The 14,018-nt window shown below is 69.0% G+C and carries 13 protein-coding genes and 1 tRNA gene; 2 read left to right on the forward strand and 12 right to left on the reverse strand.

Going from position 1 to position 14,018, the window contains the following annotated elements; all coding sequences use genetic code 11:
• From QM634_RS01100 to QM634_RS01145, 10 genes are all read right to left on the reverse strand, one after another.
• A complete protein-coding gene (locus tag QM634_RS01100; protein ID WP_415040932.1) occupies positions 1–423 on the reverse strand; it encodes an ectoine synthase in 423 nt (140 codons plus the stop codon).
• The gene (gene ectB, locus QM634_RS01105) at positions 420–1,691 is read right to left on the reverse strand and encodes a diaminobutyrate--2-oxoglutarate transaminase (protein ID WP_415040933.1); all 1,272 of its coding nucleotides are present in this window, start codon (positions 1,689–1,691) and stop codon (positions 420–422) included. The genes QM634_RS01100 and ectB overlap by 4 nt, the downstream gene beginning before the upstream one ends.
• Positions 1,692–1,750: 59 nt before the next feature.
• Complete coding sequence (ectA, locus tag QM634_RS01110) at positions 1,751–2,263, reverse strand: diaminobutyrate acetyltransferase (protein WP_415040934.1); 513 nt, start codon at positions 2,261–2,263, stop codon at positions 1,751–1,753.
• Positions 2,264–2,402: 139 nt separating this feature from the next.
• Positions 2,403–2,606: a hypothetical protein gene (locus tag QM634_RS01115; RefSeq protein WP_415040935.1), complete on the reverse strand. Its 204-nt coding sequence runs from the start codon at positions 2,604–2,606 to the stop codon at positions 2,403–2,405.
• 67 nt (positions 2,607–2,673) lie between these two features.
• A complete protein-coding gene (locus QM634_RS01120) occupies positions 2,674–4,158 on the reverse strand; it encodes a DUF4185 domain-containing protein (protein ID WP_415040936.1) in 1,485 nt (494 codons plus the stop codon).
• 93 nt (positions 4,159–4,251) lie between these two features.
• On the reverse strand, positions 4,252–5,394 hold the full coding sequence (locus QM634_RS01125) for an acyl-CoA dehydrogenase family protein (RefSeq protein ID WP_415040937.1): 1,143 nt from the start codon (positions 5,392–5,394) through the stop codon (positions 4,252–4,254).
• 31 nt (positions 5,395–5,425) lie between these two features.
• Positions 5,426–6,631: a L,D-transpeptidase gene (locus QM634_RS01130; RefSeq protein WP_415040945.1), complete on the reverse strand. Its 1,206-nt coding sequence runs from the start codon at positions 6,629–6,631 to the stop codon at positions 5,426–5,428.
• A gap of 188 nt (positions 6,632–6,819) precedes the next feature.
• Positions 6,820–6,895, reverse strand: a tRNA-Lys gene (locus QM634_RS01135).
• Positions 6,896–6,967: 72 nt separating this feature from the next.
• Positions 6,968–8,164, reverse strand: a complete 1,197-nt coding sequence (locus QM634_RS01140) for a L,D-transpeptidase (RefSeq protein ID WP_415040938.1) — start codon at positions 8,162–8,164, stop codon at positions 6,968–6,970.
• Positions 8,161–8,385 (reverse strand): DUF3618 domain-containing protein, encoded by a 225-nt coding sequence (locus tag QM634_RS01145; protein WP_415040939.1) that lies wholly within the window; start codon positions 8,383–8,385, stop codon positions 8,161–8,163. The genes QM634_RS01140 and QM634_RS01145 overlap by 4 nt, the downstream gene beginning before the upstream one ends.
• A gap of 114 nt (positions 8,386–8,499) precedes the next feature.
• On the opposite strand from QM634_RS01145, the gene bcp reads away from it, so the two are divergent.
• Together bcp and QM634_RS01155 are read left to right on the forward strand one after the other, a co-directional pair.
• Positions 8,500–8,970 carry a thioredoxin-dependent thiol peroxidase gene (gene bcp / locus QM634_RS01150; protein WP_415040940.1) on the forward strand — a complete coding sequence of 157 codons (471 nt, stop codon included), beginning with the start codon at positions 8,500–8,502 and terminating at the stop codon, positions 8,968–8,970.
• Between the two features lie 11 nt (positions 8,971–8,981).
• Positions 8,982–9,617, forward strand: coding sequence for a TetR family transcriptional regulator (locus QM634_RS01155; RefSeq protein WP_415040941.1), 636 nt, complete (start codon positions 8,982–8,984; stop codon positions 9,615–9,617).
• Positions 9,618–9,685: 68 nt separating this feature from the next.
• Here QM634_RS01155 and QM634_RS01160 read toward each other — a convergent pair whose 3' ends face one another.
• Positions 9,686–10,075 (reverse strand): holo-ACP synthase, encoded by a 390-nt coding sequence (locus QM634_RS01160; RefSeq protein WP_415040942.1) that lies wholly within the window; start codon positions 10,073–10,075, stop codon positions 9,686–9,688.
• Positions 10,072–14,018: beta-ketoacyl synthase N-terminal-like domain-containing protein (locus QM634_RS01165; RefSeq protein ID WP_415040943.1), on the reverse strand; the 3,947-nt coding region annotated here is incomplete at its 5' end. The genes QM634_RS01165 and QM634_RS01160, both read right to left, overlap by 4 nt.

A 14,018-nucleotide genomic window follows, 5' to 3' on the forward strand; every position in this document is an offset into this window, starting at 1 on the left:
CTATCTGGCGGTCGCGCCGGCCGGTGGCGAGGGCACCTCCACAAGCGGGTAGACCCCGTTCTCGTCGTGTACCTCGGTACCGACGACCGGGGGGTTGAAGACGCACAGCATCCGCAGTTCGGTCTCCGCGGCGACGGTGTGCCGCTCGTGGCCGTCGAGCAGGTACATCGTGCCGGGTGCCAGGACGTGAACCTGCCCGGTCTCACGGTCGGTGAGCAGACCGCGCCCCTCGACGAGCCAGACCGCCTCGACGTGGTTCGCGTAGTGGAACTCGTTGACCGACCCGGCCTTGATCGTCGTCTCGTGGAAGGAGAATCCGACGCCGTCGCCGCCCAGGACGATGCGTTTGGACCGCCAGTTGCCCTTCGGGTCGGCCACGTCGCGCTCGGTGCCGGTGATCTCCTCGGTGGTTCGGACGATCATGCGAGGACCTCCTCGACCGCCTGCGCCAGCACCGCCAGACCCACCTCGAGATCGTCGGTGCCGATCGTCAGCGGTGGCAGCAGCTTGACCACTTCGTCGGACGGGCCGGACGTCTCGGCGAGCAGGCCCGCCTCGAACGCGGCGGCGCAGACCTTCGCCGCGTCGGGCGCGTTCTCGAAGACGAGTCCGCGCACCATTCCGCGGCCGCGGTGCGACAGACCCGAGTGCTTCTCGCACAGCTCGGTGAACGCCGTGGCGATGCGGTCGCCCTTGGCGACCACACTGCGGGCGAGCTCGTCGTCGGACCAGTATTCGCGCAGCGCGGCGGCACCGGTGATGAACGCCGGGTTGTTGCCGCGGAAGGTGCCGTTGTGCTCCCCGGGCCCCCACACATCCAGATCCGGGCGGATCAGGGTGAGCGCCAGCGGCATGCCGTAGCCGCCGATCGACTTCGACAGCGTGACGATGTCGGGCACGATGCCCGCCTCTTCGAAGGAGAAGAACGTGCCGGTGCGGCCGCAGCCCATCTGGACGTCGTCGACGATGAGCAGGATGTCGCGCCGGCGGCACAGCTCGGCGAGCGCGCGCAGCCATTCGACGCGGGCGACGTTGACGCCGCCCTCGCCCTGCACCGTCTCGACGATGACCGCGGCCGGGCGGTTGAGCCCGCTGCCGGAGTCGTCCAGGACGCGCTCGAACCATTGGAAGTCGTCGGTGGCGCCGCCGAAGTAGTTGTCGAACGGCATCGGGGTGGCGTGGACCAGCGGGATGCCGGCGCCGGCGCGCTTCATCGAGTTGCCGGTGACGGACAGCGATCCGAGGGTCATCCCGTGGAAGGCGTTGGTGAAGCTGATGATCGACTCGCGGCCGGTGACCTTGCGCGCGAGCTTGAGCGCGGATTCGACGGCGTTGGTGCCGGTCGGGCCGGGGAACTGGATCTTGTAGTCCAGGCCGCGCGGCTCGAGGATCAGCTCGTGGAAGGTGCGCAAGAACTCGCCCTTGGCCTCGGTGTACATGTCCAGGCTGTGGGTGATCCCGTCCTGGGCGAGGTACTCCATCAGCGGCCCCTTGAGGGCGGGGTTGTTGTGGCCGTAGTTGAGTGCCCCGGCTCCGGCGAAGAAGTCCAGGTAGCGCTTGCCGTCGACGTCGGTGAGCCAGACGCCCTTGGCGCGGCTGAACACGGTCGGCCAGTTGCGGCAGTAGCTGCGGACTTCTGATTCGTGGTCGGTGAAGACCTCGGTGGGAATGGGTTGCGACAGGAGTTGCATCGATATCCTCGTTTCGTTTCGTATCATTTCTGGTTTCGTACGGGGTCGTGCGTGATGCGTCAGGGGGCCAGGACGTAGAGATCCTCGTCTTCGTGGCCGTCGCCGAGTTCCCGGGCGGCGAACAGTGGGCGGCGGGTGACGGTCAGGCCGCGCCGCTGCGCGACCGAGGCGAAGAGGCGCTGGGAGGCCTCGTTGTCGGGGCTGATGGTCGTGTGCAGGACGTGGACGCCGAGGACGGCGACGAGGTCGAGCAAGTGGTGGAGCATGCCGGCGGCGATCCCCCGGCCACGGAACTCCTCGTCGACGCCGACCTGCCAGACCATCAGGACCGACGGATCGTCGGGTCGCCGGTAGCCGGTGATGAATCCGGCGATCCTCCCGCCGACCTCGGCCACCACGGACGTCGACGAGAAGTCGTGGCACCACAGCACGTAGGCGTAGACGGAGTTGACGTCCAGGACGCCGGTGTCGGCGGCCAACCGGTGGATTCGAGCACCGTCGGAGGTCCGCGGTTGCCGGAAGGCAACCGGGCCGGACGTATTTGTGGTCGCGCTCGTCTGGGACAGCCTCATACCTGCCCCGACCGTAAGCAGGGCCCGCGGTGAAAATCGACCGCCCGGCGGAATCGACGTCGGGAAACCCGGTCTTGGCACTGCTCATCGACCGTTTGTGACTTGGGTCACAATGTCCGATTCGAGGCCTTTCGGGGGCTCAGCCGACCTTGCGGTACTTCTTGTGCATCGCCTGCTTCGAGACGCCCAACAGCAAGCCGATCTCGGCCCACGACAGGCCTGCCTGGCGAGCCCGCCGCACCGCCACCTCTTCGGCGCGGGACACGTCGCGTCGCATCGCGGCCACGCGGGTCAGCTCCTCGATCGGGCTGTCGCCGTCGCCGGTTCCCACTGCGGTTCGCATGACTCCAGGGTGCACCCGATCGACCCAAACGTCAACATTAGTTGACGGAAATTCGCATTGGTGCAGGTCAGTACACGCGGGCGCGCATGAGGCTGACGTTGTACGTCGACCATTGGCTCAGCGTGAAGTAGAGATCGTTGCCCGCGGACCACGGGTGGATGAACCCGCCGTAGAGCTGGGCGCGCTGGCCGGAGTTGACCAGTTGGACGGGCGCCGACCACGTGCCCTGCGGCGTGCGCGAGGTGCGGAGCATGATCGCGCCCTGCGCCACGTCGAGGTAGGTCATCTCCCACTTCTTCTTGTCCGCGTTGTACCGGACCGAGATCTCGCCGGTCGGGCCGCCGAAGAGCACCGACGCCGCATTCGCGTCGCGCGAGGGGATCCAGCGACCGTCGCGCCAGTACTGGTAGGCCGTCTTGTTCAGCACGTCGTCCTTGCGGACCCGCGCCAGGCCGACCGAGCCGAGCCGCGAGTTCGGGGTGCCGAACATGTAGACGTAGTCGCCCTCGGGGACCATCGCCGAGACCTGGAACTGGGAGACGCCGAAGACGTTGTCCCACCGCAGGTGCGGCGCCCGGGTCCACGTCGACCCCTCGTCGTCGGAGTAGGCCAATCCGCCGTAGTTCGTCAGCCAGGTGCCCGGGATGTCGCCCCAGCTGTTGACCGACATGTACGTCATGAACTGGCGGTCGCCGATCGCGAAACCCGACGTCGGGATCGTGGTCTGCTCGTAGTACTTGACGCCGCGCGAGTCGACGACCTGCGCCGCGTGACACCGCTTGTCCTGGACCATCGTGTCGATCGACATGCCGTCGCCGAGCTTGCGATCCGAGCTGAAACCGACGACGTTGCTGCGCCAGTCGCCCCCGTTCGCACCCGGCGGCCGGAAGCCCTTGCCGAAGGTGTCGCCGAAGGCGACGGCGATCTTGCCTGGACCGGCCTCCCACATGATGCCCAGATCGGTTCCGTTGATCTGCCAGCGCTTGTCGGTGCGGCTCGTCGAGCCCTTCCCCGTCATCGTCGACACCCACCGCACCGAGCGGACCCGTGGCGCGCGCGGCGCCGGGGCAGCCGGCGCGGCGTCGGCACCCGGGTTCACCCGGGCCGGCGGGGGCGGAGTCTTGGGCGGGTTCGGGTTCGGCACCGCGTACGGGATCGGGATCGCCCGAAGCTTGAAGGTGATCTTCGGGAACGCCAGACTCGCGCTGCCCAGCGACCCGGTGTCGCCCGTCGTCGGCTTCTTCGGATCGGTGATGTCCGGGCAGGGGTCGACGCAGCGCTTGTCCTTCGACGGAGGCTGCTGGGACGGGATGCGGATCGGCCGCTTGTACGGACCGGGCTCCAGCATCGGCATCAGCTTCAGATACGGCGGGTCGATCCGGATCTCCGGTTGGACCGGCGGTCCGCCGCGACCGGGCTTCGGCGGGAGGTCGTTGACGCAGCCCGAGCTGGGGAGGCGCCGAGCCGCCGCCTCGGGGGCCGGCCCCAGCGCCGTGCCGATCAGCGCAGCCGACACCGCGAGCAGCACATAGCGCCGACCTGCGTTACCCATGGGGTGAAAGACTACCGTGTCCGATTGGCGGCATTCGGCAGCGGAGGCGAGCCGAAACACAACTGTGACGGCCCCTCCCCCGCAACCGGCCCGCTAGAGCGAACGCGCGATGATTTCCTTCATGATCTCGTTCGTGCCGGCATAGATCTTCTGCACGCGGTTGTCGGCCCACATCTTGGCGATCGGGTACTCGTTCATGTAGCCGTAGCCGCCGAACAGCTGCAGGCACTCGTCGGCGACGACCTGCGAGCGGTCGCTGGTCCACCACTTCGCCATCGCCACGGTCGGGATGTCGAGCTCGCCCTTGATGTGCTTCTGGATGCAGTCGTCGACGAAGACGCGGCCGATCGTCGCCTCGGTGGCGCATTCGGCGAGCTTGAACTTGGTGTTCTGGAAGCCGAAGACGGGGCGGCCGAAGGCCTCGCGCTCCTTGGTGTACTTCACCGTCGCGTCGACGGCCGCCTCCATGCCGGCCACCGAGGTCACGGCGATGATCAGGCGCTCCTGCGGCAACTGCTGCATCAGCTGGATGAAGCCCTGGCCCTCCTCGGTGCCGAGCAGGTTCGACTGCGGCACGCGCACGCCCTCGTAGTTCAGCTCGGAGGTGTCCTGGCCGCGCTGGCCGATCTTGTCGAGCACCCGGCCGCGGCTGAAGCCCTCACGGTCGGCCTCGACGAGGATCAGCGAGATGCCCTTGGCACCCTCGTTGGGGTCGGTCTTGGCGACGGTGATGATCAGGTCGGCCTGGCCGCCGTTGGTGATGAAGGTCTTCGACCCGTCGATGACGTAGTCGTCACCGTCCTTGATCGCCTTGGTCTTGACGCTCTGCAGATCGGACCCGGTGCCCGGCTCGGTCATCGCGATGGCGCCCACGACCTCACCGGTGGCCATCTTCGGCAGCCACTTGCGCTTCTGCTCCTCGGAGCCGTACGCCAGGATGTAGTGCGCGACGATGCCGTTGTGCAGGCTCACGCCCCACGACGAGTCGGCGATGCGCGACTGCTCCTCCATCAGGACGGCTTCGTGGGCGAAGGTGCCGCCACCGCCGCCGTACTCCTCCGGGATGGACATGCAGAGCAGGCCCACTTCACCGGCCTTGTTCCACAGGTCGCGGTCAACGTGGTGCTGCTCGCGGAACCGGTCGTTGTTCGGCTCGATCTCCTTCTCGCAGAAGGCGCGCGCCATCTGGCGGAGAGCTCGGAGTTCGTCGTTGGACCAGGGGGAGTTATCTGCCATGCGGGCGATCGTAACATCGCCCGATGTCACGTTAGGCGTTGCCCTTCTTCCACCGCTCCCACGGGATGTTCCAGTCGCCGAGACCGTCGGTGCCCGACAGTTTCGGACCCTCGGTGTTCTTCACCGTGACGGGGTCGCCGCGCAAAGTGTTGCGCATGACCCACAGCGCGTTGTCCGGGCTGAGGTTCAGGCAGCCGTGGCTGGTGTTGGTGTTGCCCTGGGCCCAGATCGACCACGGCGCCGAGTGGAAGTAGATGCCGCTGTAGGACATCTGGGTGGCGTAGTCGACCGGCGTCTTGTAGCCGTCGGGCGAGTTGACCGGCACGCCGTAGGTCGACGAGTCCATGATCAGGTGCGCATGCTTGTCGCCGACCAGGTAGATGCCGTAGTCGGTCGGGGTGCCCGGCTTGCCCATCGACGTCGGCATGGTGCGGATGACCTTGCCCTCGCGCTCGAAGACGACGGTCTTGGTCTTGTCGTCGGCGGTGATCAGCATCTTGCGGCCGATCTTGAACGACGACTTGGCGTTCTTCTGGCCGAAGACCCCGTCGCCGAGGTCCAACCCGTAGACGTTGACGGTGACGTCGACCTTGGTGCCGGGGTTCCAGTACTCGGCCGGGCGCCAGCGCAGATCCTGCGGGCTGATCCAGTAGAACGCGCCCTCGACCTTGGGCTCGGTCTTGATGGTGATCGCGTCCTGGACGGCCTTGCGGTTCTTGATCGGCTCGTCGAACTTGATCGAGATGGGCTGACCGACGCCGACCGTGTCACCGTTGCGCGGGGTCAGGTACGGCATCGTGTAGTTGTTCGGCGAGCTGGTGGTGAACGACCGCTCGACGTGGGTCTTGCCGCCGACGCCCTTGGCCTGCGCACTGACCGTGTACTTGCTGGCGAAGTCCATCGGCTCGGTGTTGGTCCAGGTGGAGCCGTTGTCGGTGATCTCGCCGGGGATGTCCTTGCCGCCGCCGCTGACCTTCACCTCGGTCAGCGAGCCCTGGGCGACCTTCACCTTCACCGGCGAGCCGGGCTGCACGCCGATGGCGTTCTCCTTCAGCGGCTTGTCGGCGCCGGAGATGGTGACCTCGGGGCCGGCGACGTCGGAGAAACGCGTCGAGTCGCTGAGCTTGTCCGGGTAGGAGGGCGACTTCGTGCACGAGGCGACCAGGCCGACCAGCGCCAACAGCACCGCGACGGCCATAAACGGCATGCGTCGAGCGCGGATACGGGTGTTACCCATCATTCTCCAACCATCGGTTTTACGACTTTCCGCGCGGCCCGCGCCGGGAGTAGACACCGGTGACCGCGCGGTTTGTCCAATTATAGGCGAGTTTCGCTTTCGTTACATATCGCCTGGTTGTCGCGCGGATCACAAACGTTCGAGCCCCCGTCCGGGGTGTCCGGGCGAGGACTCTGCGTCGTGCTTGGTGGTGCGCCATCAGGGACTCGAACCCCGAACCCGCTGATTAAGAGTCAGCTGCTCTGCCAATTGAGCTAATGGCGCTCGCGAATGCGACCCCAAGACATTATCACCGTCGGCGTCGCCCGCGAAATCCGCTGGTGGCGGACGTTTTCGTTACCCCGCGTTGCCCTTCTTCCACACCGACCAGGGGACGTTCCAGTCGCCCAGGCCGTCGTCTCCGGGCAGCACCGCGGCGTGGGTGTTCTTCACGATCACCAGGTCGCCGCGCTTGGCGTTGTGCAGGAACCACGCCGCGTTCTCGTCGCTGACGTTGAGGCAGCCGTTGCTGACGTCGGTGTTGCCCTGCGAGCCGAGCGACCACGGCGCGGCGTGCACGTAGATGCCGCTGAAGGAGATGCGCGTCGCGTTGTACACGGTCTCGCGGTAACCCTCGGGCGACTTCACCGGGACCCCGTAGGTCGAGGAGTCCATGATGACGCTCGGCACGCGCTCGGCGACCATGTAGACACCCGGGTTGGTCGGGGTCGAGTCCTTGCCCATCGACGTCGGCATCGTCTTCACCGGCTTGCCGTCGATGTAGACGACGATCGTCTTCGTGTTGTCGTCGGCGATGGCGATGAACCGCCGGCCGACGGTGAAGTCCGACGTCAGGTTGTTGGCGCCGAAGATGCCGTTGCCCAGGTCGATGCCCTTGGCGTGGACGGCGATCTTCACCTTGGTGCCGGGCGAGAAGTAGTGCTCCGGGCGCCACCGCACCATCGACTCGTTGAGCCAGTAGAAGGCGCCCTCGACCGGCGGGTCGGTGGTGACCGTGATGGCCTTCTGCGCGTTCTTCTTGTTGGCGACCGGTGCGTCGAAGTTGATGCCGACGGTCTGTCCGACGCCGACGCTCTCGCCGTCAGCGGTGGTCGTCGACGCGTGCGCGAAGCCCGACGCCGAGCTCGTCGTGAAGCCGACCTTCTCGGTGTTGGGGCCGGCGACGCCGTGCGCCGAGGCTCGCATCGTGTAGTGCGCACCGTAGGACAGCGGCGCACTCGACTCCCAGCGGCGGCCGTCGTCGCTGATGTGGCCGGGCACCGGACCGTCGGGCCCGGAGAGCACCACCTTCGACAGCATGCCGCCGTGGGTGGAGACGTCGATCGGGGCGCCGGGCATGACGTCCGACGACGAGTCCTTGACCGTCTTGCCCTCCCAGCCGGTCACCGCGAGCGACGGCTGGGCCTCGTCGGAGAACGACTCGACATTGGCGATCTGATCGGAATAGGTCGGCGACTTGGTGCAGCCCACCGCGCCCGCGGCCACACCCACGCCGACGAGGAGCAACGCCGTCGCGGTCGATACCCGGCTCACCGGCGGCGCAACTTTCGGATCAGCAGCAGCAGGACGAAGACGCCCAGCCCGGCGGCGCCGTACTTGACGGCGGGCTTGTTGGCCACCTGGAGGGCGCGCGACTTCGCGTCGTCGGCAATCCGCTGCGGATTGGCGCGGTCGGCGAGCTGGTCAAGAGTCGCAGCGAGGTCCTCGCGGGCCTGCGCGATCTCCTGCTCGATGCGCTCGGTGTTGTCGGCCACTGACTGGTCTCCTTGTGTCATGCCTGTTACTTCGGTGTTCGAAGTACGAGGATACTCTGCCTTCCCGACTGCTCCGACCGTTGTACCTGGAGTCCATCCGATAGCCTGAGCGGCATGGCAAACACGCGTCTGGCCGTCGGCGATCGCGCCCCGGCCTTCACCCTGCCCGATTCGACCGGTACGCCGGTTTCCCTCTCGGATTACGCCGGGCGACGGGTCGTCGTGTACTTCTACCCGGCCGCGATGACACCCGGGTGCACCAAGCAGGCGTGTGATTTTCGCGACAATCTGTCCGACTTCGCCGCGTCGGGTCTGGACGTCATCGGCATCTCCCCCGACAAGCCCGAAAAGCTGGCGAAGTTCGTCGCCGCCGACGGCCTGACCTTCCCGCTGCTGTCCGACCCGGACAAGAAGGTGCTGACCGAATGGGGCGCCTTCGGGGAGAAGAAGCTCTACGGCAAGACCGTCACGGGCGTGATCCGCTCGACCTTCGTGGTCGGAGCCGACGGCACGATTGAAATCGCGCAATACAACGTGCGCGCGACCGGTCACGTGGCCAAGCTGCGACGCGACCTCGGCCTCTAGGGGCACCGACGGTGGCCGAGCCGGCTGTGGCGCGCCCGCTGGTACCGCGGCGCCGGCCCACCCAGGAGCGCAGCCGCCGCAAGTTCGAGACGATGCTCGCGGTCGCGCGGGAACTGCTCACCGACGTCGGCTTCGAGTCGATGACCTGCGAGGAGATCGCCGCCCGGTCCGACGTGCCGATCGGCACGCTCTACCAGTTCTTCGCGAACAAGTACGTCATCGTCTGCGAGCTCGACCGGCAGGACACCGTCGCCGTCCAGGCCGAACTGGCCGAACTCGACTCGGCCATCCCCTCCTTGGACTGGATCAACCTGCTCGACCGATTCCTCGATCACCTAGCCGCACTCTGGCAGCACGACCCGTCCCGACGGGCCGTCTGGCTCGCCGTGCAGTCGACGCCGGCCACCCGCGCGACCGCGGCCCTCAACGAGCAGGCACTGGCCGAACAGGTGGAACACATCCTCGCTCCCCTGACTCCGCACCAGCGCGAGCGGCGCAAGACGATGGCACGACTGCTCGTCCACACCGCCTACTCGGCACTGAGCTTCTCGGTGCAGCAAGGCCAGGACCGTGCGGCGACCGTCGCCGAGCTCAAACGGATGCTCGGCGGCTATCTCCTGCGTGAAGAGGACAAGCTCGAGTCCTAGACGCGGATCTGGGCACGCTCGGCGAGATTCTGGGCACGCTCGGCGAAGAACTGGGCACGCTCGGCGGTTCAGTCCTCGAGGATCGCCACCGCCCCGGCGGTGTCGCCGTCGTGGGTGAGCGAGACGTGGACTCGGGCGTCGACCAGGAATTCGGCGATCGCGCCGGACAGCCGAATGGCCGGACGACCCCAGTTGTCGGTGACGACCTCGATGTCGGAGTGCACGATCATCGGCAACGCCGGACGCCGCGCGAAGCGGCTCACCGACCACGCCTTGATGACGGCCTCCTTCGCCGCCCACCGGGCGGCGAGGTGACGGTCGGGTCCGCCCGTCCCGGCCCCGGCGTCGCGGCGCTCACCGGCGGTGAACGCCTCGGCGAACCGGGTGCCCGGGCGGGCCATCTGCTCGGCGAATTCGGGGATCGACACGAGGTCGAGCCCCACACCGACCACACTCACAACCGGCACCCGGGGCGGTATGCACCGTCGTCGTCCAGACGGGCATCGGCGTCGAGCAGCAGCGCGGCCTCCTGGGCCTGCTCGACGTCGTGGTCGCCGCCGTCGTCGAACCGCCGGCCCGACGTCCGCTGGTAGGCCGCGTCGCCACCGCACATGGCGGCCAGCAGGCGCTGCTGACCGTCGCGCAGGCGCTCGGCGCGCTTGGCGCGGTAGGCCTCCCGCTGGTCGGCCGGGAGCGCAGCGATGAACGCCTCCGGGTGGACCACGGCGATCAGACCGGACACGTGGCCGAAGCCCAGCGACGTCAACAGACCCGCCTTCAACTCGAACCGACCCCCGCAGTGCAGCGGGCTCGTCGGCCACACCAGGTGCTCGTGCTCGGCGAGCGCGTCGTCGACGCAGTCCAGGCTGCGGTTCGGCGGGATCAGCCCCGAACCCAGCACCTGGCACAGCCCGATCAGCTGGAAGGCGGCGGCGCCACCCTTGGCGTGGCCGGTCAGCGACTTCTGCGACACGACGAACAAGGGGGCTCCGTCACTGCGGCCCAGCGCACCGGCGAGGTGCTCGTGCAGATTGGCCTCGTTGGGGTCGTTGGCCTTGGTCGACGTGTCGTGCTTGGAGACGACGGCGATGTCGTCGGGACCCACGCCCAATTCACGCAGCGAACGGGCCAGCGGCGAGTCCGCCTCACCGCGCGCCGCTCCCAGCGCACCGATGCCCGGCGCCGGGATCGAGGTGTGCACCCCGTCGCCGAAGCTCTGCGCGAAGGCCACGACACCGAGGACCGGCAGGCCCATCTGCGCGGCCACATCGCCACGGGCCAGCAGCACGGTGCCACCGCCCTGCGACTCGACGAACCCGCCGCGACGACGGTCGTTGGCCCGCGAGTAGTGCCGTTCATCGATGCCGCGGTCGGCCATGGCCTGCGAATCGGCGGTCGCCGACATGTCGGCGAAGCCGACGATGCCCTCGATGCCGAGGTCGTCGAAACCGCCGGCCACGGCGAACAGCGCCTTGCCCAGCCGGATCTTGTCGGCACCCTCCTCCACCGAGACCGCGGCGGTGGCGCATGCCGCGACCGGGTGGATCATCGAGCCGTAGCTGCCGATGTAGGACTGCACGACGTGCGCGGCGACGACGTTCGGCAGCGCCTCCTGCAGGATGTCGTTGGCCTTCGCCTCGCCCAGGACGGTACCCAGGTACAGCGACCGCATCGAGGCCATGCCGCCCATCCCCGTGCCCTGCGTGTTGGCGACGAGCGTCGGGTGCACCCAGCGCATCAGCTCCTCGGGCGTGAACCCGCTGGAGAGGAAGGCGTCGACGGTGGCCACGAGGTTCCACAGCGCCACCCGGTCGACCGAGCTCGCCATGTCCGGCGAGATGCCCCAGCGCACGGGGTCGAAGCCGGTCGGGATCTGCCCGCCGACGGTACGGCTGAGCTCGAAGCGGCGCGGCACGCGGATCTCGGTGCCGGCCAGACGCGTCACGGTGAACTCGCCGGAGTCGGGCACCGGCGTGATGCGGGTGTGCTCCGGGTCGGCGGCGGCGAAGGCGCGTGCGGCCTCCTCCGACGCGACGGTGAAGCTCAGGTCCTCGTCCAGGTAGACCGACTCGAGCAGCGGCGAGGAGCCCTCGACCATGTCGCCGTCGTCGACGTAGCGGCGGATGCCGCAGCGCTCGACGACCGCGTCGTGGTACCGATCGGCGATCTCGGCCTCCGGCACCGCGTCACCGGTCTCGGCGTCGTACCAACCCGGCTTCGGGTTCTCCTCCCAGGTGATCATCCCGGTGCTCCAGGCCAGCTCGGCGACGCCGGCCGCCGACAGCTCGCCGGTGACCTCCATCTCGAAGCGGGTGCGCGCCGAGCCGTACGGCCCGAGTTCCCCCGCCCCGACGATGACCACGAGGTCCTCGGGCTTGACGCCGACCTCCGGCCAGGACACCGGCGCCTCGTGCGGCGCGCGGGCCGGGTACGGGAGCGCGGCGAGCACGTCGGCCTCCGCCTCGTCGCCCGTCGCCTCCTCCCCGCTCCGCTCTGCCTCGGCCTGGGCCGCCTGGGCCAGTGCAGACAAATCGATCGACGGGTCGAGCCCGGCGGTCAGATCGGCCTGCAGGGGCGCCTCACGAGCCGCGTCGCGCTGGTCCGACGCACACAGCGCCAGTAGTTCGGCGGCCATCTCGTCGGTGCTCCAGGTGCGGACGCCGGCGGCCTCGACGGCCTCGACCATCGGATCGTTGTGCCCCATCAGGCCGGTGCCGCGCACCCACCCGATGAGCGCGTGCGCGAGCGTCGTCCGCTCGCCCCACGACGACTCCGCCGACCAGCGAGCGACGACCGCGTCCAGCGCCGCCTTCGCCTCGCCGTAGGCGCCGTCGCCGCCGAACATGCCGCGGTTGGGCGAGCCCGGCAGCACGACGTGCAGGCGGGCGTCGATGTTGTGGTCCGCGTGCAGGCCCGACAGACCGCCGATCATGCGCTCGACCGACCACAGCAGCACCTTCATCTCGGCCTCGGCGCGCGCACCGGCGTCGACGAGGTCGCCGGCCACGCGCGGGGCCGCGAACGGGAACAGCAGCGTCGGGCGCATGGCGGGCTTCACGACCTCGGTCGCGCCGCCCAGGCTCTGCGACTGCTCGTCGCCGATCCACTCGACCAGGGCGTCGACGTCGGCGTAGCTCGCCAGATTCGCCGGCACCGCCCACAGTGCGGCGCCGTGGCGCGCGTTCTCTCGGTAGAGCTTCTTGAAGAAGTCAAGGCGCTCACCGCTCAGCCGCGAGGCCGTGGCGATGACCGTCGCACCGCCGCGCAACAGTCCGGCGACGACCGCGCCCGCGATCGAGCCGTCGGCGGCACCGGTGACGACCGCGATGTCGCCGGCGTAGACACCCGGTGCGGGGTCGCCGGCCGACTTCGCGATCTTGGCGAACGCCGTGGCGTGGGCGCGGCGCTTGGCCGCCGTGGCCTTGCTCTGCCACCAGGCGGCGTGCCGGGCAATGATCTCGCCGGCGCCGCGGAAGCGCTCAACCGCGGCGTCGTCGATCTCCTCGGCCAACCAGAGCTCGGCCAGTTCGGCGCGGGCACTGGCCCACCGGTCGTCGATGAGCACGGCGCGACGGTCGTCGAAGACCGGCGCGACCGTCCGCGCCCACTCCGAGCCGAGTTCGGCCGAGACGCGCTCGGCCAGGACCGCCGCCTCGTCGTCGACCGCGAGGTCGAGTCCGGCGGCCTCGTGCAGGCCCAGCTGCTTGAGCACGGTGCGGGCGGCATTCGCGAGCACGCCGGAACGGCCGGTCAGCTGCTCGGCGAACTCGCCGAGTGCGGCCGCGTCGACCGTCCCGCCCGACTCGCCGCCGGTGGCGGGCAGCGCGACGGCGATGCCGTGTGCCGCGCCGACGGCCTGGACGGCACGGTCGATCACGGCGTCGAAGGCGGCCAGGTTGCCGATCGGCCCGTCGGCGAGGTCGCCGAGGGCTCCGCCGCGGACGCTGTCCCCCTCGCGGGTCCCCAGCGCGACGGCGACCGAGGCGTGGGTCGCCCAGCCGGGGCCGAGCTGCCACACGTCGGCGACGCGCTCGGCGAGGTATGTCGGCCGCTTGCCCAGCGGACCGGCGATGCGGCGGAGTTGGTCGCCGACGGCGTCGGCCAAGACCGGGCCCAACGGGCGGTAGCCGCGGGCGAGGGTGTCCACCGACTCGCCGAGGGCGGTCAGCGGGGCCTCGGCGGCGCCGTCGATGGCCCCCAGGCCGAGCTCTGCGCCAATGTCCAGCAGCAGCTGGTTGCGGCGCGAGGAGACGCCGTCGCACAGCGCCTCGATGGTGTCGGCGGCGCCGATCTGCTCGACCCGGATCTTGGTCCACTGCGCGATGACCGCGCGCACCGCGTCGGCCGGCGCGAAGGCCAGGTCGTCGGGGCGCGGGCCGGCCGAGGTGGCCGGCGCGGGCG

The sequence above is a fragment of the Gordonia sp. (in: high G+C Gram-positive bacteria) genome (assembly GCF_047606305.1).
In the GTDB taxonomy this organism is placed as follows: Bacteria; Actinomycetota; Actinomycetes; order Mycobacteriales; family Mycobacteriaceae; genus Gordonia.